The sequence below is a fragment of the Streptomyces sp. S465 genome, from assembly GCF_026898115.1.
Classification (GTDB): domain Bacteria; phylum Actinomycetota; class Actinomycetes; order Streptomycetales; family Streptomycetaceae; genus Streptomyces; species Streptomyces luomodiensis.
In genome coordinates, this window is the sequence record NZ_CP114036.1 from 4,931,668 (window position 1) to 4,958,278 (window position 26,611).

Annotated in this window: 17 protein-coding genes; 9 read left to right on the top strand and 8 right to left on the bottom strand. The window is 71.7% G+C overall.

Going from position 1 to position 26,611, the window contains the following annotated elements:
- The first annotated feature begins 246 nt into the window (after positions 1-246).
- Positions 247-951: a hypothetical protein gene (locus N6H00_RS20810; RefSeq protein ID WP_268977054.1), complete on the top strand. Its 705-nt coding sequence runs from the start codon at positions 247-249 to the stop codon at positions 949-951.
- Between the two features lie 7 nt (positions 952-958).
- Here N6H00_RS20810 and N6H00_RS20815 read toward each other — a convergent pair whose 3' ends face one another.
- Positions 959-2,308 (bottom strand): NosD domain-containing protein, encoded by a 1,350-nt coding sequence (locus N6H00_RS20815; RefSeq protein ID WP_268973311.1) that lies wholly within the window; start codon positions 2,306-2,308, stop codon positions 959-961.
- Positions 2,309-2,375: 67 nt separating this feature from the next.
- Between N6H00_RS20815 and N6H00_RS20820 the strand changes: the two genes are divergently transcribed.
- A complete protein-coding gene (locus tag N6H00_RS20820; protein WP_268973313.1) occupies positions 2,376-3,527 on the top strand; it encodes a Dyp-type peroxidase in 1,152 nt (383 codons plus the stop codon).
- A gap of 17 nt (positions 3,528-3,544) precedes the next feature.
- Here N6H00_RS20820 and N6H00_RS20825 read toward each other — a convergent pair whose 3' ends face one another.
- On the bottom strand, positions 3,545-5,710 hold the full coding sequence (locus N6H00_RS20825; protein ID WP_268973314.1) for an ATP-binding SpoIIE family protein phosphatase: 2,166 nt from the start codon (positions 5,708-5,710) through the stop codon (positions 3,545-3,547).
- Between the two features lie 119 nt (positions 5,711-5,829).
- Here N6H00_RS20825 and aspS point away from each other — a divergent pair, with 119 nt between their 5' ends.
- Positions 5,830-7,647 (top strand): aspartate--tRNA ligase, encoded by a 1,818-nt coding sequence (aspS, locus tag N6H00_RS20830; RefSeq protein WP_268973315.1) that lies wholly within the window; start codon positions 5,830-5,832, stop codon positions 7,645-7,647.
- Positions 7,648-7,801: 154 nt separating this feature from the next.
- The gene (locus N6H00_RS20835) at positions 7,802-8,749 is read left to right on the top strand and encodes an intradiol ring-cleavage dioxygenase (protein ID WP_268973316.1); all 948 of its coding nucleotides are present in this window, start codon (positions 7,802-7,804) and stop codon (positions 8,747-8,749) included.
- 30 nt (positions 8,750-8,779) lie between these two features.
- Here the strand turns inward: N6H00_RS20835 and N6H00_RS20840 are convergent, their stop codons facing one another.
- The 3 genes from N6H00_RS20840 to N6H00_RS20850 all read right to left on the bottom strand — a co-directional run bounded on the left by N6H00_RS20840 (position 8,780) and on the right by N6H00_RS20850 (position 13,651).
- Positions 8,780-9,205, bottom strand: coding sequence for a DNA-binding response regulator (locus tag N6H00_RS20840; RefSeq protein WP_268973317.1), 426 nt, complete (start codon positions 9,203-9,205; stop codon positions 8,780-8,782).
- Positions 9,206-9,313: 108 nt separating this feature from the next.
- Positions 9,314-11,041 carry a methionine--tRNA ligase gene (gene metG / locus N6H00_RS20845; protein ID WP_268973318.1) on the bottom strand — a complete coding sequence of 576 codons (1,728 nt, stop codon included), beginning with the start codon at positions 11,039-11,041 and terminating at the stop codon, positions 9,314-9,316.
- Positions 11,042-11,176: 135 nt separating this feature from the next.
- Positions 11,177-13,651, bottom strand: coding sequence for a VWA domain-containing protein (locus tag N6H00_RS20850; RefSeq protein WP_268973319.1), 2,475 nt, complete (start codon positions 13,649-13,651; stop codon positions 11,177-11,179).
- Between the two features lie 324 nt (positions 13,652-13,975).
- On the opposite strand from N6H00_RS20850, the gene N6H00_RS20855 reads away from it, so the two are divergent.
- Positions 13,976-16,054 carry a PhoX family protein gene (locus tag N6H00_RS20855; RefSeq protein WP_268973320.1) on the top strand — a complete coding sequence of 693 codons (2,079 nt, stop codon included), beginning with the start codon at positions 13,976-13,978 and terminating at the stop codon, positions 16,052-16,054.
- A 71-nt stretch (positions 16,055-16,125) separates the two neighbouring features.
- On the opposite strand, the gene N6H00_RS20860 is transcribed toward N6H00_RS20855, so the two are convergent.
- A complete protein-coding gene (locus N6H00_RS20860) occupies positions 16,126-17,124 on the bottom strand; it encodes a DNA polymerase domain-containing protein (RefSeq protein ID WP_268973322.1) in 999 nt (332 codons plus the stop codon).
- 156 nt (positions 17,125-17,280) lie between these two features.
- Here N6H00_RS20860 and N6H00_RS20865 point away from each other — a divergent pair, with 156 nt between their 5' ends.
- Positions 17,281-18,330, top strand: a complete 1,050-nt coding sequence (locus tag N6H00_RS20865) for a LysR family transcriptional regulator (RefSeq protein WP_268973323.1) — start codon at positions 17,281-17,283, stop codon at positions 18,328-18,330.
- Between the two features lie 183 nt (positions 18,331-18,513).
- On the opposite strand, the gene N6H00_RS20870 is transcribed toward N6H00_RS20865, so the two are convergent.
- Positions 18,514-20,052: an ATP-dependent DNA ligase gene (locus N6H00_RS20870; protein WP_268973324.1), complete on the bottom strand. Its 1,539-nt coding sequence runs from the start codon at positions 20,050-20,052 to the stop codon at positions 18,514-18,516.
- 203 nt (positions 20,053-20,255) lie between these two features.
- Here N6H00_RS20870 and N6H00_RS20875 point away from each other — a divergent pair, with 203 nt between their 5' ends.
- Positions 20,256-21,452 (top strand): PP2C family protein-serine/threonine phosphatase, encoded by a 1,197-nt coding sequence (locus N6H00_RS20875; protein ID WP_443072992.1) that lies wholly within the window; start codon positions 20,256-20,258, stop codon positions 21,450-21,452.
- A 21-nt stretch (positions 21,453-21,473) separates the two neighbouring features.
- On the opposite strand, the gene N6H00_RS20880 is transcribed toward N6H00_RS20875, so the two are convergent.
- Complete coding sequence (locus N6H00_RS20880; RefSeq protein ID WP_268973325.1) at positions 21,474-21,944, bottom strand: DUF7144 family membrane protein; 471 nt, start codon at positions 21,942-21,944, stop codon at positions 21,474-21,476.
- 180 nt (positions 21,945-22,124) lie between these two features.
- Here N6H00_RS20880 and N6H00_RS20885 point away from each other — a divergent pair, with 180 nt between their 5' ends.
- Both N6H00_RS20885 and N6H00_RS20890 read left to right on the top strand, forming a co-directional pair.
- Positions 22,125-24,779: a SpoIIE family protein phosphatase/ATP-binding protein gene (locus tag N6H00_RS20885; protein ID WP_268973326.1), complete on the top strand. Its 2,655-nt coding sequence runs from the start codon at positions 22,125-22,127 to the stop codon at positions 24,777-24,779.
- Between the two features lie 234 nt (positions 24,780-25,013).
- Complete coding sequence (locus N6H00_RS20890) at positions 25,014-26,597, top strand: sensor histidine kinase (protein ID WP_268973327.1); 1,584 nt, start codon at positions 25,014-25,016, stop codon at positions 26,595-26,597.
- The last annotated feature ends 14 nt before the right edge of the window (positions 26,598-26,611 follow it).

Consider the following 26,611-nt stretch of genomic DNA (forward strand, 5'->3'; position numbering starts at 1 on the left):
CGTTCTTGGTCGTTTTGGTCTTCTTGGTGGATGTGGCGAATTCAGGGAGAACAAGAGTCCGAATATTCATCCCGAACCGTTCCACCAGGGACGATACTGTACTGGGTGGGCGCCAAGATCGGGGGGCAGGTCATGAATGGGCGAAAAGTATTAGCAATGCTCCGCGTGCGGAGCACCGAGCGAGGTTTCCCACGGCGCGCGGCCGGCCGGCGCCGATGGCTGCGGCCTCGCTGGGTGGCGGCCGTCATGGGCGGTGTGGCCATCGCGGTGGCCACGTTCCTGGTCGTCGGCAGCGGCTCCGCCCCCACCGGTCCCAAGACCTTGACCTCGGATCAGGCCAACCGGCTGGCGGTCACGCGGTTCCGCAACTACCAGGCGGGCGGGCGCGCCGTGACGATCAACGTGCCGGGCACCGCGGGTGGGCTGACCGTCACCGGATCCATCGACTATCGCGGCAGGGCCGGTTACGGCGCGGTGCACGGCACCGGGCGCGATACCTCCAGCGACGGGCTGATCGAGTGGACGGCCACCACCGTGTCCGTCCACCCGATGGCGAACACCCCGGCGAAGGCGCCGGCCCGGCCACCGGAGTCGGGGTGGTACAGCCGTCCGCTGCAAAGGTACGGCAGCTCGCTGGACAGTTCGCTGGCCATCGCGCTGAAGCTCGGCAGCGACCGGCCGGACAACGCCGAACTGCTGCCACAGAACGGTGCCGCCTGGGTCGGAGAGGACCGGGTGGACGGTCATCGGGTGGACATCATGACCGGGCCCAGCGCCCGTGCCACGTCCGGTACGGCCCCGGATGACGTGCGCTACTGGATCGGCTCGGACGGCACCATGTACCGGGTTCGCGTCGGCGTGGCGTCCGCGTCGCAGCCGGTGGTCATCGATTTCGACACCCAGAAGTACGTTCCGGTCCGGCCGGTGCCCGGAGCCACCCCGACGCGGTAGCCGCCGCTCAGGACGTCCGCACCCGCGCGTCCGTGGCGAGCAGCGACGCCGGCGGCAGCGGGACGTCCGCCGTGTCCGGCAGCGCCGGGACGGCCGGAACGGCGGTGGCGCCCGCGGTGGTGGCGTGCGGGAACTGCGGCTGTCGCTTGGGCGCCGCCACATCGGTGAACGGGATACCGCCGGGTGCCGTCGGCTTCGACCAGGTCCCGGACGGCGAGGACGACCGGGCGGGGCGCGGGCAGGACGCGGTTGTCGCCAGCCGGGCGGGCACCGTCGTCCGCAGATCGTTGCCGCGCAGGCAGTTGCCCCGGCCCCGGGTCGCGGTGGGGAACGTCCAGCCCACGTCAACGCCGTTGGCGGTGAAGGTGTTGTCCAGGATGCGGTTGCCGTCCGGCGCCATGTCGGCGGTTGCCGTGATCATCAGCCCCGCGTTGCTGTTGTCGGCGACGCGGTTGCGGACGAACTGGTTGTCGGTGCCGCCGTCGACGCCGATGCCGATGCCCCACCCGCCGTCGGCCTGTTCGGGGGTGGCCGTCTGCTGGTTGGCCGCGATCAGGTTGCCCGCGATGACGGCATCCTGCTGCGGGAGCAGTTTCTCCTGGTGGTCGGAGTTGGTGGTGAGTCCGACCCGGTTACCGACAAGGCGGTTGCCGACGACGTACATGTCGCCACTGGCGTTGGTGCCTTCGTAACCGACCGCGTTGAGTTCGGCGATGTTGTCCCGCACCAGGATGTGGCAGGGCTTGCACTGTCCGACGTAGAACCCCGAGTCGGCCGCGCCCGACGCGTAGGAGTGCTCGATGACACCGTTCTGCGCGGAGAACGCGTAGATGCCGTACAGCCCGTTGCGGGTCGCGGTCACGTGGGAGACCAGGAACGATTTCAGGAAGGTGACGGGCTCGTCGCCGGTGTCGTAGCCGCCGGACTGTCCCGGCAATCCGGCGGCCGCCTTCGCCGAACCGGTGACCAGGACCCCGTTCTGCGTGTTGTTCCGCACGGTCAGGTTCTCCACGGCCACCCCGGGAGCGGAGACCACGATGCCGTTCGGCTGCTGTAAGCGCCCGTCGATGACGACCTTGTCCCGGGACGCGCCGCGAAGCGTGATGCGAGCCGTGGATATCTTCACCGACTCGTGGTAAACGCCCGGCGCGACCAGCACGAGATCACCGGACCGAGCCAGGGACACCGCGTCCGAGATCGTCGGGGCGTCGGCCGGCACGTTGATCGTCACATGCGCACCGGACGGTCGTCGGCCGTGGTTCGAACCGTCACTGTCATCGTCCGCGCCGCAGCCGACCAGTACGGGGGCCAGTGTTCCGAGCACCGCGGCCATCAGGCGAAGACGGAGACGAGGCATGGCCTCATCCTGGCACGGAGGCCGACGGAGTCGCAGGCGCCGGAACGGATATGGCACAGTTCACACTGTGCGCCAATCCGATTCCCGTCCGTCACGCCGCGCCTTCCTCGGCGCCACCGGTACCGTGACCGCCGTCGGCCTCTCCGCCGGGTGCCAATCGGATTCCGCCCGTCCGGACCGGTCCGATGCCCCCGCGCCGACCCCGCCGGTCTCCCCGACGGGCCGGTACCAGGCGGGCATCACGCTTCCCCAGCCAGCCCAGCGGAACCTGCTGGCCGTGGTGGCCGACGTCGCTGACGCCGGTTCCGTCCGCCCGCTGCTGGCCGAACTCGGCGAGGCCATCCGCACCCTCACCACGGGGACCGACGCACGGCTGATGGGCCTGGAGCCGGGCGATCTGACCGTGACGATCGGGGTGGGCCCCCGACTGGTGCGCACGGTCGATCCCGCCCTGCCCGGCGCGAAGGACCTGCCACGGTTCTCCCGTGAGCAGATCGACCCATCGGCACGCGGCGGCGACCTGCTGATACAGATCTGCGCCGGCGACGCCCTGGTGTTACCGGTGGTGGCCGCCGCGCTGCTGGAGCAGGCCGGTGACCGGATACGCGAACGCTGGCGGCAGTCCGCAGGCCGCGGCTCCAACGTGCGGGTGGGTCAGGGCCTCGCCGCGTCACGAAACCTGTTCGGTTTCGTCGACGGCATCGTGGGCCCCCACACGAAGGCCGAACAACGACGCGACCTGTGGCTGGCCGGGCCGGCTCCGGTCGCAGGCGGCACCCTCGCCGTCGTACGGCGCATGGAACTGGACCTGCCGCGGTTCGCCAAGCTGTCCGTCGCCGAACAGGAAGCGGTCTTCGGCCGGCGCCGAGCCAGCGGCGTGCCCCTCTCCGGCGGCACCATCGCCTCGGGCCCGGACCTCGGCGCCAAAACGCCGGACGGACGCTATCTCGTCCCGGCGGACGCCCACGCCCGCAGAGCGCACGCCACCGCGGTCGGCGTGGGCCTCATGCTCCGTCGCTCCTACAGCTTCGACGGACCCGCCCCCGGTCTGCTCTTCATGAGCTTCCAGAACGACCTGCGCACCTTCACCAGCACCCTCACCCGTATGGACGCTTCGGACGCCCTGCTGCCGTACACGACCACGACCGCCAGCGCGACCTTCCTGATCCTTCCGGGTTTCGACGCGGACCACCCGCTTGGTTCCCGGCTCTTCCGCTGACCGGGCCGGCCGCCGGATCAGCGCCCAGCGGGCGGGGGCGGGGGCGGGGCCGCGCCGTCCGGCGACGCCTCGTACAGCTCGTACCAGATGCACTTGCCGTCGCCGCGCGGATCGACCCCCCAGTTGTCGGCGAGCATCTCCATCAGCAGCAGTCCGCGTCCCGACGAGGCCAGCTCGCCCGGCCGCCGGCGGTGCGGCAGCTCATCGCTGCTGTCGGCGACGTCCAGCCGCAGCCGCCGGGCCCCGCGCACCCCGCTGACCTCGGCCACCAGCAGGGCGTCCCCGTCGGTGTGCACCAGGACGTTGGTGACCATCTCGGAGAGCATCAGCACCGCCGACTCCACCTGGTCCGGATCGGCCCAGTCGTGCAGCATCTCGCGCAGCTGCCGGCGGACGCCCGCTATGCGCTCCGGCTCGGCCTGCGCGACCGTGACCGCCGTCCGCCGCACCGGCGCCGTACCGGGCCCGACCAGGCACACCTCCGCGTCCCGGCGGATCAGCAGCAGCGCTATGTCGTCCTCGCGCCGGTCCGCCAGCGGGCCGGTGGAGTGGTGGGAGGGCGGCCCGTGCACCGCCTGCACCAGGGACTCGGCGAGCGCCTCCAGGTCGTCGGAGCCGTCGGAGCCGCCGGCGCGGTCGTACGGGGTGGCCCGCTCGAAGACCTCGCGGATCCGGGCCCAGCCGGTCTCCAGATCGTGCCCGCCGGTCTCGATCAGCCCGTCGGTGCACATCAGCAGCGTCTCACCGGGCTCCAGCACCACCCGGGTGGTCGGATAGTCGGTGTCCGGGACGATGCCCAGCGGCAGCCCGCCCGCCGTGGGCCTGATCATCATGGTGCCGTCGGCGAGCCGGACCGCCGGGTCGGGATGGCCCGCGCGGGCGATGTCCAGGGTGCCCGCGACCGGGTCCACCTCCATGTAGAGGCAGGTGGCGAACCTCGGGTCGTACCGGCCGTCCGGGCCGTCGGGCTCGGCCAGCCCGGCCAGGAAGCGGGAGGCGCGGGAGAGCACCGCGTCGGGGTGGTGTCCCTCGGAGGCGTACGCCCGGACCGCGATCCGCAGCTGCCCCATGATCCCCGCGGCGCGCACATCGTGGCCCTGGACATCGCCGATCACCAGCGCGGTACGCCCCGAGGGCAGCCCGATCACGTCGTACCAGTCGCCGCCGACCTGGAGCCCGCCGCCGGTCGGCACATAGCGCGCGGCCACCGTCAGCCCCGGGATGTCGGGCTTGCCGGCGGGCAGCATCGAGCGCTGGAGCCCGTCCGACAGCTCCCGCTCGGTCTCCTGGAGCGCGGCGCGGGACAGCGCCTGGGCCAGCATCCGCGCGATCGTGGTCAGCACCGAACGCTCATCGGGCGAGAACGACACCGGATGGGCGAATCCGGCCATCCACGCGCCGATGGTGCGGCCCGCGACGATCAGCGGCAGAAAGGCCCAGGACCGGCGCCTACGGGGCCGGCCGAGCGACCAGGCGGTCGGGAACCGGCCGCGGTAGTCATCCGGCGTGGGCAGATAGACCGCCCGGCCGGTGCGGATCACCTCCGCCGCCGGACAGTCGGTGTCCAGTGCCATGTCGTGAAACGGGTGATCGGTGCCCGCCCGCGGCCCGTGGTGGCCGATCACCGAGATCCGCTCGCCCCGGAGGCCGAAGACCGCGAGCCCCTCCGGCGAGAAGCCCGGCATGGACAGCCCCGCCGCGACCCGCAGCACCTCGGCGGTGGACATCGCCTCCGCCAGCGCCCGCCCCGCGTCCAGCAGGAACGCCTCCCGGTTGCGCCGCCAGTCGCCGGTGATCGGCGGGCCGGCGGCCGAGGTGCCCGGCAGCGGCTCGGGGACCTCCTGGAGGATGCCGAGCAGATAGTGGCCGTCCTCGCTGTCACCCCGCGCGATCGGCCGGGAGCGGGTGCGCACGGTCCGCAGTACGGTGCCCTTCTCGTCCACGACCCGCAGCCGGGCCTCGGCGAGGGTGCCCTCGGCCACCGCGAGCTGGACCATCCCCTTGATCTCCAGCCAGTCCACGGGGTGGAAGCAGGCGCGGGCGGCGGCCACGGGGAGGGTGACGGCCTCGGCGGGAAGGCCCACCAGCCGGGCGGCCTCCGCGTCGTAGCTGACGGCGCCCGAGACACTGTCCCAGCGCCATAGGCCGGTCGCTATGGCGGCCAGCAGGTCCTCGGTGCGCATTGCACTACCTTATGGGGATTTGCCAACCGCTTACCAGCGAGGGGCGCGGCGCCGGTAGGCTTGGCCGGAAGCTTCCCGAGGGTACGTACGCCTCCCGATCGACACGACTTGGATGAATGATGCATCGGTACCGGTCCCACACCTGTGGTCAGCTCCGCGCCGCTGACGTCGGCACCGACGTCCGGCTCTCCGGCTGGCTGCACAATCGACGGAACCTGGGCGGCATCCTCTTCATCGATCTCCGCGACCACTATGGCCTGGTCCAGCTGGTGGTGCGCCCCGGCACCCCCGCCAACGAGGCCCTCAGCTCCACGGCCAAGGAGACCGTCGTCCGCGTCGACGGCCGGGTCATCGCGCGCGGCGCGGAGAACGTCAACCCCGAGCTGCCGACCGGCGAGATCGAGGTCGAGGTCACCGATGTCGAGGTGCTCGGCGCCGCCGACCCGCTGCCCTTCACGGTCTTCCCCGAGGACGGGGTCGGCGAGGAGCGGCGTCTGGAGTACCGCTTCCTGGACCTGCGCCGCGAGCGCATGCACCGCAACATCATGCTGCGCTCCGCGGTGATCTCCGCGATCCGGCAGAAGATGACCGCGCAGGGGTTCAACGAGCTGGCGACCCCGATCCTGTCCGCCACCTCGCCCGAGGGCGCCCGGGACTTCCTGGTCCCCTCCCGGCTGCACGCGGGCAAGTTCTACGCGCTGCCGCAGGCCCCGCAGCAGTTCAAGCAGCTGCTGATGATCGCGGGCTTCGACCGCTACTTCCAGATCGCGCCCTGCTTCCGCGACGAGGACGCCCGCGCCGACCGCTCGCCGGGCGAGTTCTACCAGCTCGACGTCGAGATGAGCTTCGTGGAGCAGGAGGACGTCTTCGGCGTCATCGAGAAGGTCATGACCGAGCTCTTCGAGGAGTTCGGCGGCGGCCGCCACGTGACCTCGCCGTTCCCGCGCATCCCGTTCCGCGAGGCCATGCTGAAGTACGGCTCCGACAAGCCGGACCTGCGGGCCAAGCTGGAGCTCAAGGACGTCAGCCATGTCTTCGCGGGCTCCGGTTTCAAGGCGTTCGCGGACAAGCACGTCCGCGCGCTGGCCGTGCCGGACACCGCCGACCAGCCCCGGAAGTTCTTCGACCAGCTCGGCGAGTTCGCCGTGGAGCAGGGCGCCAAGGGGCTGGCCTGGGTCCGGATCGGCGAGGACGCCAAGCTGACCGGGCCGATCGCGAAGTTCCTCACCGACGAGGACGTCGAGAAGCTGATCGCCGAGGTCGAGGGCAAGCCCGGCACGTCGGTCTTCTTCGGCGCGGGGGAGTTCGACGAGGTCTCCAAGATCATGGGCGCGGTGCGCGTCGAGGCCGCCAAGCGGGCCGGCCACTTCGAGGAGAACGTCTTCCGCTTCTGCTGGATCGTGGACTTCCCGATGTTCGAGCGGAACGAGGACACCGGGCAGATCGAGTTCTCCCACAACCCCTTCTCCATGCCGCAGGGCGGCCTGGAGGCCCTGGAGACGAAGGACCCGCTGGACATCCTCGCCTGGCAGTACGACATCGTCTGCAACGGCGTGGAGCTGTCCTCCGGCGCCATCCGGAACCACGAGCCGGACGTCATGTACAAGGCGTTCGAGATCGCGGGCTACGCCCGGGAGGAGGTGGAGCGCGAGTTCGGCGGCATGCTGCGGGCGTTCCACTTCGGCGCCCCGCCGCACGGCGGTATCGCCCCCGGTGTCGACCGCATCGTGATGCTGCTCGCCGATGAGCCCAACATCCGCGAGACCATCGCCTTCCCGCTCAACGGCAACGCCCAGGACCTGCTGATGGGCGCGCCGAGTGAGGTGGACGAGGCCCGGCTGCGGGAGCTGCACCTGTCGCTGCGCAAGCCGCCGCAGGTCAAGAAGGCCGAGAAGGCCGAGCAGGCGGAGGGTGCGGCGGAGCAGCCCGCCGAGTAACGGGCCTGACGAGACCCACAGGGCGGGGGCGTGCCGGACGGCGCGCCCCCGCCCTGCTGCCGTACGGCCGCACTGGCCGAAAGGCGCTCATCACCAGGCTCTTCACAGCCCGCACCCATGTGGCTGCCAGGTTGTCTCCCTACCGTCCTCCGCCATGACCGAACAGCAGAGCAACGACCTCGACCCCCAGCCCCAGCGGGACATGACGAGACGGCGGGCCGTGATGACGGGCGGCGCGGCGGTCGCGGCGGTGGGCCTGGGAACGGCCGTCGCCACCACCGCCTCGGCGGGCGAGACCTCCGCCACCCCCTCGGCCTCCGCCACCGCCTCGTCCGGGGAGGTCTGTTACCGGCTCACCTCGGAGACCACCGAGGGGCCGTACTACATCGACGCCGACAAGATCAGGAAGGACATCACCGAGGACAAGGAGGGCATTCCGATGACCCTCCGCCTCAAAGTGATCGACTCCGAGAGCTGCAAGCCCCTGGCGAAGGTGGCCGTCGACATCTGGCACTGCGACGCGCTGGGGATCTACTCGGGCTATGAGGACTCGAGCGCGGGCGGCGGCACCCCGCCCACCGGGACCCCGCCCACCGGGACTCCCACCGGCACACCGACCGGGACGCCGCCCACCGACACCCCGACGGGCGCTCCCACCGGTGCCCCGCCCGGTGGCGGCCACCAGGAGCCGACCGACGACGAGCGGTATCTGCGCGGCACCCAGCTGACCGACCGGCACGGCGTCGTGGAGTTCACCACGATCTTCCCCGGCTGGTACCGGGGCCGCTGTGTGCACATCCACACCAAGGTGCACGTCGGCGGCACGATGACCGACGCCGGTTACGAGGGCGGCCACACCTGCCACACCGGTCAGCTCTTCTTCGCCGAGGAGGCGGTGCTGGCCTCGGCCGAGGTGGCTCCCTACAACACCAGCACCACCGAGCGCACCACCCTCGACGAGGACGGGATCTACCCCGGCAACGGTGCGCAGGGCGGTCTGCTGAACCTGAAGTACCGCAAGGGGAAGATCGAGAAGGGCGTCGTCGGAAGCCTCACCCTGGGGGTCGACCCCGACGCGACCCACGACGGCACGGACCTCTGAGGCCCCCGTGACTCTCTGAGGCCCCTGCGGTCACAGCTTCCGGTCCACCCCGCACGGTGCGCCGCGGTCCGCGCGGGCGGCCCGGTGCACGGCGCGCAGCAGCCGCTTCGGGGTGGTCCGGTGCTGCCATAAGACGGCCCGGACGCCGTACTCCATCACCGCCATCAGCTCCGTCTCACGGAGCTCGCCCGCGATCAGCACCACCCGCTGCCGGCCGCCCCGCACCAGACGGCGCAGCTCCGCCCCGGCGCGGTCGTCGAGGCGCTCGGCGAACATGACGGCGACGGCGCCGTGGGGTTCGGTGCCATGGGGTTCGGCGCCGTGGGGTTCGTCGCTGAGCGGGCGCGGCCGGTCGACCAGCTCGACGCTGGGCTGATGCTGTAGATGACGTACGACCCCGGCCCGGCTGAGCGGGTCGGGGCCGTGAACCGTCACCGTGACACGTGGGTCCGGCACTGCGTTCCTCGATTCCGGTGGACAGGGACTCCACAGGGTCACCGAGGGGGCTAAACGAACGGTTGCCGGGCGATCAACGACCGCTCGGGGCCCGGCCGCGTCCGCTGGCTACGCGGCGCCGTTCTGCTCCGCGCCGCCGAAGCGCTCCCGGAAGGACTCCAGGTCCTCCTCGGTGATCTTGGCGAAGAGCACCGGGGGAACGGTGAAGGCCGTGCCCGCCGGGACCGACGCCAGCGCCTTCGCCTCCTCCTGGCCGACCCAGGTCGCGGTGTCCTCGCCCAGCGCGAACGCCGTCCGCATGGCCCGCGCCGAGGACGGGATGAACGGCTCGGAGACGATCGCGTAGAGGTGGATGAGGTTCATCGCCGTACGGAGGGTGAGGGCCGCGGCCTCCTGGTCGGTCTTGATCTCCAGCCAGGGGGCCTTCTCCTCCAGGTAGGAGTTGCCCGCGCTCCACAGGGCGCGCAGCGCCGCCGCGGCCTTGCGGAACTGGAGCGCGTCCATGTGCTCCTCGTACTCCGCCAGCAGCCGCGCGATCTCCTCGCCCAGCCGCTCCTCCGCCTCCCCGGCGGCCTTCCCGGCCGGGACCGCGTCGCCGAACCGCTTGCGGGAGAAGGACAGCACGCGGTTGACGAAGTTGCCGAGGGTGTCCGCCAGGTCCTTGTTGACGGTGGCGGTGAAGTGCTCCCAGGTGAAGGAGGTGTCGTCGGACTCCGGGGCGTTCGCCATCAGGAAGTAGCGCCAGTAGTCGGCGGGCAGCACCTCGAGCGCGGCGTCGGTGAACACCCCGCGCTTCTGGGAGGTGGAGAACTTCCCGCCGTAGTACGTCAGCCAGTTGAACGCCTTGACGTAGTCGACCTTCTTCCAGACGTCCCGGGTGCCGAGGAGGGTGGCCGGGAACATCACGGTGTGGAACGGGACGTTGTCCTTGGCCATGAACTCGGTGTAGCGGACGGACTCGTCCACGTCGTACCACCACGACTTCCAGTCGCGGTGCTCCGGGTCCCGGTCCGCCCACTCCTTCGTCGCGCCCATGTACTCGATCGGGGCGTCGAACCAGACGTAGAAGACCTTGCCCTCCGCCGCCAGGTCCGGCCAGGTGTCGGCCGGCACCGGCACGCCCCAGTCCAGGTCACGGGTGATCGCCCGGTCCTGAAGCCCCTCGTTCAGCCACTTGCGGGCGATCGAGGAGGCCAGCGTCGGCCAGTCCTTGCCGCGCTCGTCGACCCAGGCGGCGACCTCCTCCGCGAGCTTGGACTGGAGGAGGAAGAGGTGCTTGGTCTCCCGGACCTCCAGATCGCTGCTGCCGCTGATCGCGGAGCGGGCGTCGATCAGGTCGGTCGGGTCCAGCACCCGGGTGCAGTTCTCGCACTGGTCGCCGCGCGCCCTGTCGTAGCCGCAGTGCGGGCAGGTGCCCTCGATATAGCGGTCGGGGAGGAAGCGGCCGTCCGCGTTGGAGTACACCTGGCGGATCGAGCGCTCCTCGATGAAGCCGTTCGCCTTGAGCTCACGCGCGATCGTCTGGGTGATCTGCACGTTCTGCGCGGAGGAACTGCGGCCGAAGTAGTCGAAGGCGAGGCCGAAGCCGTCGTAGATCGCCTTCTGCGCGTCGTGCTGCTGGGCGCAGAACTCGTCGACCGGCAGCCCGGCCTCCTTCGCGGCCAGCTCGGCGGGGGTGCCGTGCTCGTCGGTGGCACAGATGTAGAGGACGTCATGGCCGCGCTGGCGCATATAGCGGGAGTAGACGTCGGCCGGGAGCATGGACCCCACCATGTTGCCCAGGTGCTTGATCCCGTTGATGTAGGGAAGGGCGCTGGTGATGAGGTGTCGAGCCATTGCAGGCTGCTCCCGAGTCGGTACGGTAAGTGACGTTTCGCTCTACTGAGCCGCCCATATCGTATCCGAGTGACAGGGGCCACCCGCGCGGCGTTTTCCGCGCCGGATGGCCCCTGGTGTGCTGCGGGTCGCCGGTCAGCCCTGTGCGCGGGCGGCCAGCCACCCCGGGAACTTCTTCAGAAGCTCCCCGTACAGCTCGGCGTCGGCGACCGCACGCGGGTCGAGCCCGGCGTGGAAGAACCCGGTGTTGTCGACCGCCCGCTTCTCCGGGACGGCGAGGGCGGGCGAGGTGTCGAGCTTGCGGAGGAAGTCGAACCCCTTCGCCTCCGGGTCCCCGAACGCCACGAACTGCCAGAACAGCGGCAGCCCCGCCGCCTCGCACAGCGCCTTCTCGGCAGCGGTCTTGGCGGTGGGCGCGCCGTCCGTCTGGAAGATCACGAACGCGGGGTCGGTGGTGCCGGACGCCTTGTAGTGCTCGATGACGGCGTTGACGGCGGCGTGGTAGTTCGTCCGCCCCATGTGCCCGAGCGCACCGTGCAGCTCGGCGATGCGGCCGGCGTGGTGCGCCGGCTCCAGGTCGGCGGTGCCGTCGATGTCGGTGGAGAAGAACACGACGGGCACGGTGCCGGTGCTGTCGAAGTGCGCGGACAGGGCGAGCGCCTGGTCGGCCAGGTGCTGAACGGTGCCGTCCTTGAAGTACCCCCGCATCGACCCCGACCGGTCCAGCACGAGATACACCACGGCCCGCTGCCCGGCCAGCCCATGGGCCCGGATGGCCTCCCCCGCGGCGGTGTACGCCCCCACGAGGGCGGGAGCCCGCGCCTCGAGGTCATCGAGCGCGATGGCGGCGGGCGCGGTGGCGGCGGCGGGTGCTTCGGTCTGGGGTGCGGTGGCTGTGGCGGTGGCTGCGACCGGCTCGGCCTCGGTCTCGGGGGTGGGGTCGGCCTTGGCGTTGTTCTGGGGCTCGGCCTCGTTGGCGGCCTCGGGCTGTGCGTCGGTGTCCGCCTCGGCGACGGGGGCCGTTGTGGCTTCGGTCTGGGGTGCGGTGGTGGTTTCGGTGGCGGGTTCGGCCTCTGCCTCCGTGTCCGCGTTCGCCGTCGTCTGGCCAGGCTCGGGCGTGCTGTCGTCCTTGGTCTCGGGCGCCGGGCTGGTCTTCGGTTCTGCCTCGGCGGTGGCGTCCTCGTCGGCCGTGGGCTCCGGCTCGTGGGCCTCTTCGGTCTCGGCCTCGTCCTGGGGCTGGTCCTCGGAGGCGGTGTCGGCTGCTGCCTCGGGCGCGGTAGTGGTGTCCACCACCGGCTGGGCTGCCGCAACTGCCTCGGCGGGCTCCGGCGCGGGGGCGCTGCCGGTGTCGGTCACGGGCTCAGGCTCTGCCTCAGCCTCCGCCTTGGTCTCGTCGTCGGCCTTTGCCGTCGTCGCCGCCTCGGCTGTGGCGGTGGTGTCCGTTTCCGCCTTGGTGGGCTCGGGCTCGTGGGCCTCCTCGGCCTCGGGCTGTGCGTCGGTGCCCGCCTCGGCTGCCGGGGCTGTCTTGGCTTCGGCGTCGGGCGACGCGGTGGTGTCCGTCGCGGATGTGGTGGTGGTTTCGGTCTCCGGCGCGGGGGCGCTGCCGGTGTCGGGCTCCGTTACGGTCTCGGCGGGCTCGTCGTCGGCCTTGGCTGCCGTTTCGGTTTCGGGGGTGGCCTCGGCTGTGGGTTCGGGTGCGGCAGCGGTTTCCGGCTCCGGCTCGGCGGGCTGCGGTGTGCTGTCGTCCTCGGCCTTGGTGGCTGGGCTCGTCTCGGCTGCCGGGTTGGTCTTCGCCTCTGCCTCGGACGCGGTGGCGGTTTCCGTCTCCGGAGCGCTTCCGGCGTCCGTCTTGGCCTCGGTCTCGGCGGGCTCGTCGTCGGTGGTGGTCGCGAACGTGGTCTCGTCGTCGGCCTTTGCCGTCGTCGCCGCCTCGGCTGTGGCGGTGGTGTCCGTTGCCGCCTCGGTGGTGGCTTCGGCGGTGTGCGTCGCGGATGCGGTGGCGGTTTCGGTCTCCGGCGCGGCGGCGCTGTCGGGGCCGGCCTCCGCTACGGCCTCGGCGGGCTCCGGCGCGGTGTCGGTGTCGTTCAGGGGCTCAGGCTCTGCCGCTGCCTCCGCCACCGGCTTGGGCGTGGTCTTGGCCTCGGCCTGGGGGTCGGGCCGGTCTGCGTCCGCCTCTGGCGCCTGGGCCTTCGGGGTGGCGTCGGCGCTCGGTTCGGTGGCCGAGGCCGTCGTGGTCGCCGCCTCGGCGGTGGGCTCCGCGGTGGCCGTTTCCTTCCCGTCGGCCGTTGCCGCTGCCTCGGTGTCCTCGGACGCGGGGGATCGCAGGATCTCGTCGAGGGACTTCAGCGGGGTGGACAGGGCCGGATCGTGCGCGGTTTCGTCGTCGGAGGGGTCCGGGGACGGGGCGACGGTGTCCGCGGTGGGTTCAGACGTGGACTCGGGCGCCGGCTCGGGCGTCGGCTCCGGCTTCTGCTCGGGCTCCGATTCGGGCTTGGGCTCCGTCTTCCGTTCAGCCTTCCGCTCGGCCTTCTGCTCGGGCTTCGGCTTCGGCTCCGTCGACTCGGGGTCCGGGACAACCGCCGCCTCCGGCGCAGCAGAAGATTCGTCCACCCCCGTGGCTCGGGAGCGTCCGAATACTTTGCGCAGTAGGTCCCGTATGCCCATGGGAGATACCTCTCACGTGTCGAGTGCGGTGCATGGCGGTGCATAGCCGTGGTGCCGAAAGGCTAGCGGGCCGGTCCTCGGGGCTCTTCCGCCGATTCCGCTCGCGCTTCGTTCACCTTTGGTTCAGGCGTTCGTCGCCGCCGCGCGGTTCTACGCCCATAGCTTCGCCGCCGAAGGATTCCGACCTCATGTCGGCGCGTTCCGCGTCGGCGGACTGCTCACGCGGGGCCCTGCGAAGCCCATACGTGACACCCTTACGGAGGGGAAGACGTGCGCAACCTCCTGCCGCTCATCAGCTCGCACCCGGGCGGTCGTTCCGCGCTGACATGCCGGTACCGCTGCGGTGACGCCTGCTTCCACGAGACGCCGAACACCAGCGACAACGCCTATGTGGGCGATGTCATCGCCGGTGCCGCGTCGCGCCGTTCCCTGCTGCGGGCCGGTGCCGTGATGACCGTGGCGGCCGCGACCGGGGCCGTGGCGCTGGAGCGGGCGCCGCAGGCGTCCGCCGCGACGGGCACCGCCGCCGCGCGGCACACAGCCGCTGCCGCGAAGGACAAGGCGGCCCGCGGCCTCCGCTTCGCGCCGGTCGCCCCCAACACCGAGGACACCGTGGTCGTCGCCGAGGGCCACGACCAGAACGTGGTGCTCCGCTGGGGTGACCCGATCCTGCGCGGTGCGCCCGCGTTCGACCCGGACAACCAGAGCGCCAAGGCCCAGGCGGGCCAGTTCGGTTACAACAACGACTACATGGCGGTGCTCGACGTCCCGGGCGAGCGCGACCACCAGATGCTCGTGGTCAACCACGAGTACACCGACGAGGTGCTGATGTTCGCCGGGTACGACCCGGAGAACCCCACCCGCGAGCAGGCCGAGATCGGCTGGGCCGCGCACGGCATGTCGGTGGTCGTGACGGCCGAGGAGCGCGAGCTGGGCCGGCTCACCGCCGTGCCCCGCCACCGCCTCAACCGCCGTATCACCGCCACCACCCCGTTCGAGGTCACCGGGCCGGCGGCGGGCAGCGAGCTGCTGCGCACCTCCGCCGACCCGTCCGGCAAGCGCATCCTCGGCACGCTGAACAACTGCGGCGGCGGCATCACGCCGTGGGGCACGGTGCTCTCCGGTGAGGAGAACTTCAACCAGTACTTCGCCAACGCGGACGCGGTCACCGATCCGGAGACCGCGGCCCGCCTCAAGCGGTACGGCATCACCGGCGCCGCCTCCGAGCGCAAGTGGGAACGGTTCGACGACCGTTTCGACGTGGCCAAGGAGCCGAACGAGACCAACCGCTTCGGCTGGGTGATCGAGATCGACCCGTTCGACCCCGAGTCCACCCCGCGCAAGCTGACCGCGCTGGGCCGCTTCAAGCACGAGGCCGCCGAGCCCCGCCTGACCACCGACGGCCGCCCGGTCCTCTACATGGGCGACGACGAGAAGTTCGACTACTTCTACAAGTTCGTCTCCGCCAAGCGGATGATGAAGGGCAACAGCCGCACCGCCCGCGAGCACAACCGCACCCTCCTGGACGAGGGCACGCTGTACGTCGCCAAGTTCACCGGCGACAGCCCGTCCGCCGAGATCGACGGCTCCGGAAAGCTGCCGAAGGACGGCGAGTTCGACGGTGCCGGTGAGTGGATCCCGCTGGCCAGCGGCAATCGCTCGTTCGTGGCCGGGATGACGGCCGAGGAGGTGTACGTCTTCACGCGGATCGCCGCCGACAAGGCCGGTGCGACGAAGATGGACCGCCCCGAGGACGTCGAGCCGAGCCCGCGCACCGGCCGGGTCTACATCGCCCTGACCAACAACTCCGACCGCGGCAAGGCGGGCAGGGCCCCGGCCGACGAGGCCAACCCGCGCAACGCCAACAAGCACGGCCAGATCCTGGAGCTGACCGAGCGCTGGAACAACCCGGGCTCCACCCGCTTCAACTGGCGGCTGTTCCTGGTCTGCGGCGACCCCGAGGACCCCAGCACCTACTTCGGCGGCTTCCCCAAGGACCAGGTCAGCCCGATCTCCTGCCCGGACAACATCACCTTCGACGCGTACGGCAACCTGTGGATCTCCACCGACGGCAACGCGCTCGGCAACCACGACGGGCTGTTCGGCGTGGCGACCTCGGGCAGCCGCCGCGGTGAGGTCAAGCAGTTCCTGACCGTGCCGACCGGGGCCGAGACCTGCGGGCCGATCGTGCAGGACCGGCGGGTGCTGGTGGCCGTGCAGCACCCGGGCGAGATCGACGGCGCGAGTGTCGAGAAGCCCGCGTCCACCTGGCCCGACGGTCCGGGCAAGCTCACCCGCCCGTCCGTGATCAGCGTCTGGCGCCGCGACGGCGGTGCCATCGGGGCCTGAGCCGCGTTCACACGCCGAGCCTCTGAGCCCTGGCCCCGGCCCTGGTCCTGGCCCCGGCCCTCGTCCGCGTCCTAGCCCTGGCCCTCGTCCTCCGCGAGCCGTCGTAGCCGCTCGCGGGGGGCGCGCAGGGAACGGCCCCTGGTGTCCGTACGGGCCCAGGGGTCGTCGGCGAGGCGCTCGCCGACGGTCCGCAGGGTCCAGCGGTCGGATCGCAACGCCGGGTCGTCCAGCTCCCGTGCGTCGATGGGCGTGGCGACGGGGGCTCCGGGGCGGGCGCGGACCGCGTACGGGGTGACGGCGGTCTGGGCGTAGGCGTTGCGCTGGGTGTCGAGGTAGAGCCGGCCGCGCCGCTTGGCCTTGCGCGGCTCGGTGGTGAGCCGGTCGGGGTGGCGGGCGGCCAGCAGATCGGCGGCGTCGCGGGCGAAGGACCGCACGGTGTCGAAATCGGCGTGGCCGTCCAGCGGGACGACGACGTGCAAGCCGCGCGAGCCGGTGGTCATCAGCAGCCCCGGCAGCCCGAGCTCGCCGAGCAGCGCGCAGCAGCGGCGGGCCGCCCAGCGCACCTCTTCGAAGCCGCTTTCGGCGGATTCACCGGATGCGCCGGACGCGCCGGGTTCGTTGGGTTTCCTCGACTCGTCGGACGACGGCGGATCGAGGTCGAGGATCAACCGGTCGGGGTGGTCGGGCCGGTCGGCGCGGGAGAGCCAGCGGTGCGGGGTGACGCACGCCTGGTCGGCGAGGTAGAGCAGGGTCGCGGTGTCATCGCAGACCACATGCGTGACCTTGCCGCCCTCCTTGGGGAGGACGGCGCGCCGCACCCAGTCCGGAAAGTGGTCGGGTGCGTTCTTCTGCATGAGCGGCTTGCCGCCGATTCCGTCCGGATGGCGTTCCATCATCAATGGGCGGCCGCGCAACTGCGGAATGATGCGCCGCGAGACCGAGCGGTAGTACTCGACAAGATCCCACTTTGTGATCCCATCGTCGGGGAAGAGCACCTTTTCCGGCCGGCTGACCCGTACGGTGCGGCGCCCGGCCCTGACGTTCCGCGCATCGTTCCGCTTCTCGCTCATATGGGACGGGGGTTACCGCATGGTCGCTGACTAAACTCTGGAGCCGGGAAAAACGGAGGAAGTTGAAAAGCGGGGGAAATCATGGTGAGGCCCGGATCGCTCGGATCACCGGTGAGGGAGGGGCCCCGGCGCTGGACGCAGAGCCCGCTCGCTCTCATGGACACCACGATGGACCAGTTGCGCACCCTGATCATGGTCCATGAGGCCGGTACCGCGCTGGGCGCGGCACGGATTCTGGGCCGCGAACAGTCCAGCGTGCAAAAGCAGATCGACACGATGAACCGGAACTTTCGCGAGCTTTGCGGCGAACCGCTCGTGCTCAAGCAGGGGCGGGGCAAGGACGTGCTGTTCACCGGCACCGGAGAAGCCCTGGTCGAATTGGCGCGCGGAACTCTCGGCGACTGGCTGGACGGCATCCATGAGTCGCGCCGCCGACTGGGAAAAACCCTGATGGTGGGCACCACCCGATTTACTCTCAGCTATCTGGCGGGTGCCGGGGAACTGGTGGCCGAGGAGTTCCGGCAGCGGGAGATCGAACTCAAGGTCGGCCATGTGCGCACCCGGGACGTACTGGCCAAGCTGCGCGCCAAGGATGTCGACCTGGTGTGCGGCTCCGTGGTGACCAGGCCCGACAGCGCGGATGAGCTCACCGCCTTCGATGTGATGGAGTGGCGCCGCAGCGGGGTTTCGCTGCTGACCAATCTGCCCGAGGACGAGCTGCCCGGCCCGACCGCCCCGACCAGCGCGCTGCGCACGCTGCCGCTGGTGGTCTCGGCCAGCGGGCTGATGGCCGGGGTGCTGCACACCTGGTTCGGCGGTGACTACCGCGGCAAGCTGCGCATCGCCGCCGAGATCGACACCGTCAACTACGGTTTCGAGCTGCTGCGCTCCGGTCTGCTGCGCGGCTGCATGCTGGTCACCAAGGGGGTCGCGGACGCGGCGGGCGATCCGAGGGTGGCCTATGGACGCGGGTTGCGCGCCGTCGAGCTGGTAAACGACACCGGGCCCCGGCTGGAGGTGCTGCTGGGCGCCTTCACCCGGCGCGGGGAGCGCGCGTCCTACGACGCCGCCCATCCGCTCAATCTGCTCTGGGACGCGCTCGCGCGGGAGAACGCGCGCTGGCAGCGGGAGCAGCGCTGGCCCACACCGGGTCTGGAGCCCGATCCGTTCGAGCTGGCCAACTCCTACAACCCGAGCGAGAGCTGAAGCCCTCCTGGGCCGGGAGACCCTGACCCACGCGGACAACCCCGCCTGACCTGGCCCAGCCCAGCCGCCACTGCCCCGACCCAGCCCGGCCGTCCGGCCCCGTCCCCGCCCGGCCCCGACCGTACGACGGCCCCGGGGCCGGGCGGGGACGGGGCCCGTGGTCCGGGGCCGGGCGGTCCGGGGTCACTCGCCGCGCAGCGCCAGCACCGTCTCGACCGTGTCCGCCTGGTCCGCCGGCTTGTCCTCCCGGTAGCGCAGCACCCGCGCGAACCGCAGCGTGACGCCCGCCGGGTAGCGGGACGAGCGCTGAAGCCCGTCGAAGGCCACCTCCACCACCAGCTCCGGCCGCACCCGCACCACCCAGCCGTCGTCGCTGACCGCGAGCCCCAGCAGCGCCTCCGTCTGCCACTCCAGCATCGCGTCGGTGAGCCCCTTGAAGGTCTTGCCCAGCATCAGATACGTCCCGTCCGGCTGCCGCGCGCCCAGGTGCAGGTTGGACAGCTTCCCGGTGCGGCGGCCGTGCCCCCACTCCGCCGCCAGCACCACCAGATCCAGCGTGTGCACCGGTTTGACCTTCAGCCAGGACGCCCCGCGCCGGCCCGCGCCGTACGGCGCCTCCAGCGCCTTGACCAGCACCCCCTCATGGCCCCGGGCCAGTACGTCCGCGGCGAACTCGCGCGCCGCCCGGCGGGTCTCCGGGTCCGCCGGGTCCCCGGCCACCAGCCGCCGCACCCGGCGGGGGCCGGGGGCGATCCGGGCCAGTTCGGCGTGGCGTTCGCGGGCCGGGAGGTCGAGCAGATCGCGGTCGTCCACGGCGAGCAGGTCGAAGAAGACGGGGGACAGCGGCAGCGCGGCCGACGCCCCGGCCACATCGAGCCGGGAGCCGACCCGGCCGGAGATCTCCTGGAACGGACGCGGCCGCCCCTCCGCGTCCAGCGAGATCACCTCGCCGTCGAGGATCGCCCGGTCCACCGCCAGTTCGCGCGCCGCCGTGACGACCTCCGGCAGGCGCTCGGTGATCTCGTCGAGGGTGCGGGTGTAGATCCGCACGTCCGCGCCGTCCCGGTGCACCTGCACCCGGATGCCGTCCAGCTTCTCCTCGACCGCACACGACCCCAGCCGGTCCAGGGCCTCGTCGAGGTCCTTGGCGCTCTGCGCGAGCATCGGCAGCACCGGCCGTCCCACCCGGAGCCGGAAGTCGGCCAGCGCCTTCGGGCCGCGCGCCAGCAGCGCCTCGGCGACCGCGCCCAGCGAACCGCCGAGCATCACCGCCCGCCGTACCTCGGCGGCCGGTGCGCCCACCGCCTCGGCGAGCCCCTCCACGGCCAGCCCCTCCAGCGCCCCCTGCCGCAGCTCCCCGCCGATCAGGCCGAGCAGAAAGTGCTGCTCCTCCTTGGTCGCGGCCGACATCAGCCCGCCCACCAGCCGCTTGCGGGCCGCCGTCGCCCCGGTGCCGGAGACCGCCGCGACCTCGCTCAGGGTCTGGTCCACATCGAGCACCGCGAGACTCGGCTCGGCGGCGGGCTCCCGCCGCTGCCGCAGGGTGGACCAGCCCACTCCGGTGCGGCGCTGGGGCAGTTTGCCCGCGAGGTAGGTGATCACCACGGCCGCCTCGGCCGGTTCCGTACGCCGGAACAGCCGGGCCAGCGCGGCGATCTTCGCCGAGCGGGCGGAGGTGGCCGCGACCTGGCGGGAGGTCAGCGCGACATCGGCCAGCAGCATGGCTCCAGCCTGCCCCGCAGCCCGCCCGGCCGCCATACGGCACCGGGGCCCGGCCGCCCCGGCGGCATCTGTGGGCCCGAGCGGTGGGAGAGGAATACATTTGCACATAAGGGTCATAGGGGGCGGGCGGGTGTACACACAGGGAGCGTGCCACGGAACAGCACATCGACTACGAAACTCTGTTCGAGGCCACTCCGAGCCCGATGCTCGTCCTGGGTCCCGATCTGGTGATCGTCGCGGTCAATGACAGCTATCTGAAGGTCACCCGGCGCACCCGCGAGGACCTGATCGGCACGTATGTCTTCGACGCCTTCCCCGACAACCCGGCCGACCCGGAGTCCACCGCTACCCGCAATCTGGATGCCTCGCTGCACCGGGTGCTGTGCACGGGGGAGCGGGACGCGATGGCGCTCCAGAAGTACGACATCCCGATGGCCGACCGCGCGGGCGGATTCGAGGAGCGGTACTGGAGCCAGATCAACTCCCCCGTGCGCGGCCGGGACGGCAGCGTCGAGCTGATCATCCACCGGGTCGAGGACGTCACGGCCTTCATCCGGGGGAGCGAGGGCCGGGCCGTACACGAGGAGGGCCTGGGCCCGCGGACCGAGAACATGGACGCGGACCTCTACATCCGCGCACGGGAGCTGCAAGAGCTCAACGAGTGGCTGCGGCAGGCCCACGCCCGCGAGCGGGAGACCGCGCTGACCCTCCAGCAGTCGATGCTGCCCGCCTGCCCGCCGGAGGCGCATCCGAACGCGGCCGTGCGCTACCACCCGGCCGTGGGGTCGCTCAATGTGTGCGGCGACTGGTACGAGCTGACCGACCTTGCCGACGGCCGGATCGCCGTCGCGGTCGGGGACGTGGTGGGCCAGGGGCTGGAGGCCGCGTGTGTCATGGGGCAGCTGCGCAGCGCGCTGTCCGCCGCGACCCGCGTGGCGCAGGGGCCGGCACGGGCGATGGAGGTGCTCGGCCGCTATGCGCGCTTCGTCGACGGGGCGCTGGCCGCGACCGCCGTCCAGGTCGTCATCGACCCCGCCACGCACACCGTCGAGTACAGCTGCGCGGGCCACCCGCCGCCGCTGCTGCTCCAGGCCGGGGGCGCCGTGGACGTGCTGGACCAGGCGACGGATCCGCCGCTGGGGGCTCGGGCCGAGGAGGTCCCCCAGCCGCAGGCCAGCGTCGGCTACGCCGCGGGGGCCACGCTGGTGCTCTACACCGACGGGCTGATCGAGCGCCGCGAGGAGGACATCGACGTCGGGCTGAACCGGCTCAGCGAGAGCCTCACCCGGCACTGCGGGCTGAAGCCGGAGCCGATGGCCGACGCGCTCCTCGCCGACCTCGGTGTCACCGGCGGCGGCCCGGCCGCCGACGACACCGCGCTCGTGGTGATCGGACTCTGAAACGAAACGCGACGCCGGGCGTCAGGCGGCGCGCCCCGCCTCCGTGTGCCCCGCCTCGGCGCGTGCCGCGTCGCCACGGCTCGGCCCGGCGCACAGCGCCCAGATGACCAGGGCGTCGACGATGAGCAGCACCGTGGCCCAGACCGGGTAGTACGGCAGCCACAGGAAGTTGGCGACCAGCGCGAGACCGGCCAGCACCACTCCCGTGACCCGCGCCCACATCGCACCGGTGAAGACCGCGCAACCGGCGACCAGGAGGGCGACGCCGATGGCGAAGTGGACCCAGCCCCATCCGGAGAGGTCGAACTGGAAGATATAGCTCCGGGTGACCAGGAACACATTGTCGGTCCGGATGGCCGAAATGCCCTGGAGCAGGTTCATCGCGCCACCGAAGATCATCATGACGGCCGCGAAGACGACCCACCCGCTCACCGCCCGGTGCGCCCGGCCCGGGGCGGCCCCTGTCTGCACTCCACCGACGTGACTGGCCATGTCGGGCTCCTTCATCAGGCGGAATTACCCTTTTTACAGGTTTGCACAGCACCCCGCTTTCGGCACTTCGCCCGTCGGCGGCGCACTCCGTGCCGACCGTCCGGAGCGGTACGTCCGGAGCGGGGCAGGGATTCGCCTTCCGGGAATTCCCGGTGTAGATGTATGGGTATGGCCCGGTTCATGGGTCGATCGCGGGGTCGGTCCTGGCTGAGCGTGCGCAGCGTCGCCGGCCAGGTCTTCGTTCTCCAGCTTGTGATCGTGCTGCTGCTCGGCGTGGCGGCGACCGTCGCCCTGGTGCTCCAGGGGCGGCACGACGCCGTCGAGGAGGCCCGCGGCCGGTCCGTCGCGGTCGCCGAGACCTTCGCCAACTCACCGGGGGTCGCCCAGGCGCTGCACAGCCGCAATCCGACCAAGGTGCTCCAGCCCAGGGCCGAGGCGGCCCGGAAGCGGTCCGGGCTCGACTTCGTCGTGGTGGTGAACCCCAAGGGCATCCGGCTCACCCACCCCAATCCGCATCGCATCGGCAAGCAGTTCATCGGCACCATCGGCCCCTCGCTGCGGGGACACACCATCACCGAGAGCCGCCCCGGGACCCTCGGCCCGGCGATGCAGGCGGTCGCCCCGATCTTCGACAGCCGGCACAAGGTCGTCGGCGTGGTGGGTGCCGGTTTCACCATCCGCAGGGTGAGCGGGCTCGCCGAACGTCAGCTGCCGCTGCTCGTCGGCGCCCTCTCCGCCTCCCTGGCCCTGGCCACCGGCGGCACCGCGCTGGTGGGCAGGCGGCTGCGGCGCCAGACCCGCGGCCTGGACCCGGTCGAGCTGACCCGGATGTACGAACACCATGACGCGGTGCTGCACTCGGTACGCGAGGGCGTGCTGATCATCAGCGATGACGGCCGGCTGGTGCTCGCCAACGACGAGGCGTCCCGGCTGCTCGGTCTGCCCGAGCGGCCGGAGGGCCGGAAGGTCGCCGAGCTGGGCCTGGAGCCGCATGTCACCGACGTCCTGACCGCCGGCCGCGATGTCACCGACGAGGTGCTGGTGGCCGGCGACCGGCTGCTGGCCATCAACAACCGGCTGACCGACCGCGACGGCGGGCCGCCCGGCAGCGTCGCCACCCTGCGCGACTCCACCGAACTGCGCGCCCTCTCCGGCCGTGCCGAAGTGGCGCAGAAGCGGCTCAAGCTGCTGTACGACGCGAGCGTGGGGATCGGCACCACGCTCGATGTGGGCCGGACCGCCGAGGAGCTGGCACAGGTGGCGGTGGACCGCTTCGCCGACTTCGTCACCGTCGACCTGGCGGAGCCCGTCCTGCGCGGCGAGGAGCCGCTGGCGCTCGGCGGTACTGACATGTGCCGGACGGCGGTCCACGGCATCCGGCCGGACCACCCCTTCTATCCGGTCGGCCGACGGTTCTCGTTCGTCCCCGCCTCGCCCCAGGCTGCGGGACTGAACAGGGGCGAGCCGGCGGTGGAGACCGATCTGGCCGAGGCCACCGGCTGGCAGGCCCAGGACCCGCAGCAGACCGCCAAGGTCATCGCATACGGCGTGCGGTCGCTGGTGACCGTGCCGCTGCGGGCCCGGGGCGTGCTGCTGGGCGTGGTCAACTTCTGGCGGACGGCGCGGCGCGACCCCTTCGAAGCGGAAGAGGTGTCCCTCGCCGAGGAGCTGGCCTCGCACGCCGCGGTCTGCATCGACAACGCCCGCCGCTACACCCGCGAGCACACCATGGCGGTGACGCTCCAGCACAGTCTGCTGCCCCGCGCCCTGCCCGCCCAGAGCGCCCTCGATGTGGCCTTCCGGTATCTGCCGGCCGAGTCCGGCGTCGGGGGCGACTGGTTCGATGTGATCCCGTTGCCGGGGGCGCGGGTGGCGCTGGTGGTGGGCGACGTCGTCGGGCACGGTCTGCACGCGGCGGCGACGATGGGACGGCTGCGCACGGCGGTGCACAACTTCTCCACCCTGGACCTGGCGCCCGATGAGATCCTCTCCCACCTGGACGATCTGGTGGCCCGTATCGACCAGGACGAGCGCCCCGGGCAGCCGGGCGGTGACGGCGGTGAGGGGATCACCGGGGCCACCTGTCTGTACGGGATCTACGACCCGGTCACCCGGTGCTGCACCATGGCGCGGGCCGGTCATCCGCCGCCCGCGCTGGTCCGGCCGGACGGCTCGGTGGAGTTCCTCGAGCTGCCCGCCGGACCGCCGCTGGGCCTGGGCGGGCTGCCGTTCGAGACCGCCGAGGCGAAGCTGGCCGAGGGCAGCCATCTCGTCCTCTACACCGACGGGCTCGTCGAGGACCGCCGCCGGGAGATCGACACCGGTCTGGAGCTGCTGCGCGAGGCTCTGTCCCATCCCGGCCGGACGCCCGAGCAGATCTGCACTGAGGTGCTGGACGCGATGCTGCCCAGCGATCCGAGTGATGACATCGCCCTGATCGCCGCCCGTACCCGGGTCCTGGGCGCCGACCGCGTGGCCTCCTGGGACGTGCCGTACGATCCGGCCGCCGTGGCCGGGGTGCGCGCCGAGGTCATGCGGCGGCTGGCGGAGTGGGGGCTGGCGGAGGTCGCGTTCACCGCCGAGCTGGTGCTCAGCGAGCTGATCACCAACGCCATCCGCCATGCCACCGGCCCGATCCGGGTGCAGCTGATCCGCGAACGCGCCCTGATCTGCGAGGTCTCCGACACCAGCAGCACCTCCCCGCATCTGCGGTACGCGGCGACGACGGACGAGGGCGGCCGGGGGCTCTTCCTGGTCGCCCGGTTCGCCGAGCGCTGGGGCACCCGCTACACCTCGGGCGGCAAGGTCATCTGGGCCGAGCTGGCCATTCCGTGACGCCTGGGTCCACGGCCCGTCAGGGCGCGGCGTGGCGGGAAGATGAGCGTCGGCCGTGGCAGATACGTCCGGAACGCGGCGCTTTCGGCCAACTCGATTTGACGGTCCGTCATGATCCATGTGCTGAGAGGGGCCGGTCAAAATCACGTGACTCTACTAACATGTGGCGCCCACGGCTTGATGTCCGCGTGGTCCAGCCACAAACCCTCAACGCGCCCCATGAGGACCTGATAGATGTCAGCACATATATCCAGCCATCCGCACAAAGGGCCCTCGGTGACGTGGCGGGCCCTGACCGTCCCTGTGCTGGCAGCCGTCGCCGCCGGTGCCGCGGGGCTGTGGGTGACCACCGCCGTGCCGTCCGCTCAGCGCGTCTTCGTCGCCGTCTTCTGCGGGGCCGCCGCCGTCCTGCTCGGTGTGGCGCTCGCGGTGGCCACCTACCGTTCGCGGACCATCGGCCGGCTCCAGGAGCGTGTCACGGCGCTGGAGACGGCGGCCACCGCGCGGGAGATCGAGGCGGTCCGGATCGCCGAGGAAACGATTCCTTCCGCGGTTCGGCAGCTGCGTGCGGGTGGCTCGGTGGACACCGTGGTGCGCCGCCTGCCGCGGCCCACCAGCAGGGCCCATCAGCAGCTGCTGCGGACGCTGCTGCGCGAGATCGGCGACGGTGAGCGGATGCGCGCCTCGGCGATGGCCGCGTGCGCCAACGCCGCGGGCCGGGTCCAGGCGCTGGCCACCAGCATGCTGGCCGATCTGCGGGAGATGGAGAACCGGCACGACGAGAGCGTGCTCGGCGATCTGCTGAAGCTGGACCACACCACCGCCCAGGCGGGCCGCATCGCCGACAGCATCGCGGTGCTCACCGGTGCGCGCTCCGGGCGCCGCTGGACCAGGCCGATCGTCATGGAGTCCGTGCTGCGCGGCGCGGTCGGCCGGATCAGCGCCTACCAGCGGGTACGGGTCCACTCGGCCAGCAGCGCCGCGGTGGCCGGTTACGCGGCCGAGGGTGTCATGCACGCCCTCGCCGAGCTGATGGACAACGCCGCCAGCTTCTCGCCTCCCACCGAGGAGGTGCATGTGTACGTCGAGGAGACGCACGCGGGCGTCGTGGTGACCATCGAGGACGGCGGGCTGGTGATGGGCCCGGCCGCCCTGGATCGCGCGCAGAAGGCCGTCTCCTCCGAGACCCTGGACCTGATGAGCCTGTCCGGCACCCGGCTGGGCCTGGCGGTCGTCGGCTGTCTGGCCCGCAAGCACGGGCTCACCGTCTCCTTCCGGCCGTCCGCGCGGGGCGGCACCGGTGTCGTGGTCCTGATCCCGCAGCAGCTGATCACCCACGTCAACCAGGACGCCGTCGTCCTCGGCGCGCCGGGCTCCATCCGCTCCGGCATCCCCCGGCAGGCGTCCGCCCCGTCCGCCCCGTCTGGTTCAGCCGCCGCCGCGACCGCGATCGCGCCCGCCCCCGCCCCGTCCTCCGCTCCGCTGCCGCCCGCCACCGGACCCTCGTCCGCGCCGGAGCCCGCCGCGGAGCCCTCGCCGGCCGTCAACGGACTGCCCAAGCGGCGCCGTGGCGAGACGCTGGCCGCGGCCACCCGGGCCGCCGCCGGCGCCGCCGAGGGGGAACCCAAGGCGAAGACCAGCCGTCCCCGACCCGAGGACGCCGGAGCCCGCTTCGGCGCCTTCCGCCAGGCGGCCCGCGGTGGCTCCGCCGCTGGTGCCCCGCGTGATACCGAGCCCGCGTCCGCGGAGCCCGCCGAGGCCACCCAGTCCGCCGAGTCCGCCGAGTCCGTCGAGCCCGCCGAGAACGACAAGCCGTGACGATAGGAACGCCG

Coding starts and splice junctions, on each gene's coding strand:
- N6H00_RS20890 (WP_268973327.1), top strand. CDS start 25,014: ATGTCAGCACATATATCCAGCCATCCGCACAAAGGGCCCTCGGTGACG.
- aspS (WP_268973315.1), top strand. CDS start 5,830: ATGCATCGGTACCGGTCCCACACCTGTGGTCAGCTCCGCGCCGCTGAC.
- N6H00_RS20870 (WP_268973324.1), bottom strand. CDS start 20,052: ATGCTGCTGGCCGATGTCGCGCTGACCTCCCGCCAGGTCGCGGCCACC.
- N6H00_RS20880 (WP_268973325.1), bottom strand. CDS start 21,944: ATGGCCAGTCACGTCGGTGGAGTGCAGACAGGGGCCGCCCCGGGCCGG.
- N6H00_RS20835 (WP_268973316.1), top strand. CDS start 7,802: ATGACCGAACAGCAGAGCAACGACCTCGACCCCCAGCCCCAGCGGGAC.
- N6H00_RS20825 (WP_268973314.1), bottom strand. CDS start 5,710: ATGCGCACCGAGGACCTGCTGGCCGCCATAGCGACCGGCCTATGGCGC.
- N6H00_RS20865 (WP_268973323.1), top strand. CDS start 17,281: ATGGACACCACGATGGACCAGTTGCGCACCCTGATCATGGTCCATGAG.
- N6H00_RS20885 (WP_268973326.1), top strand. CDS start 22,125: ATGGGTCGATCGCGGGGTCGGTCCTGGCTGAGCGTGCGCAGCGTCGCC.
- N6H00_RS20860 (WP_268973322.1), bottom strand. CDS start 17,124: ATGAGCGAGAAGCGGAACGATGCGCGGAACGTCAGGGCCGGGCGCCGC.
- N6H00_RS20875 (WP_443072992.1), top strand. CDS start 20,256: ATGCTCGTCCTGGGTCCCGATCTGGTGATCGTCGCGGTCAATGACAGC.
- N6H00_RS20810 (WP_268977054.1), top strand. CDS start 247: ATGGGCGGTGTGGCCATCGCGGTGGCCACGTTCCTGGTCGTCGGCAGC.
- metG (WP_268973318.1), bottom strand. CDS start 11,041: ATGGCTCGACACCTCATCACCAGCGCCCTTCCCTACATCAACGGGATC.
- N6H00_RS20815 (WP_268973311.1), bottom strand. CDS start 2,308: ATGCCTCGTCTCCGTCTTCGCCTGATGGCCGCGGTGCTCGGAACACTG.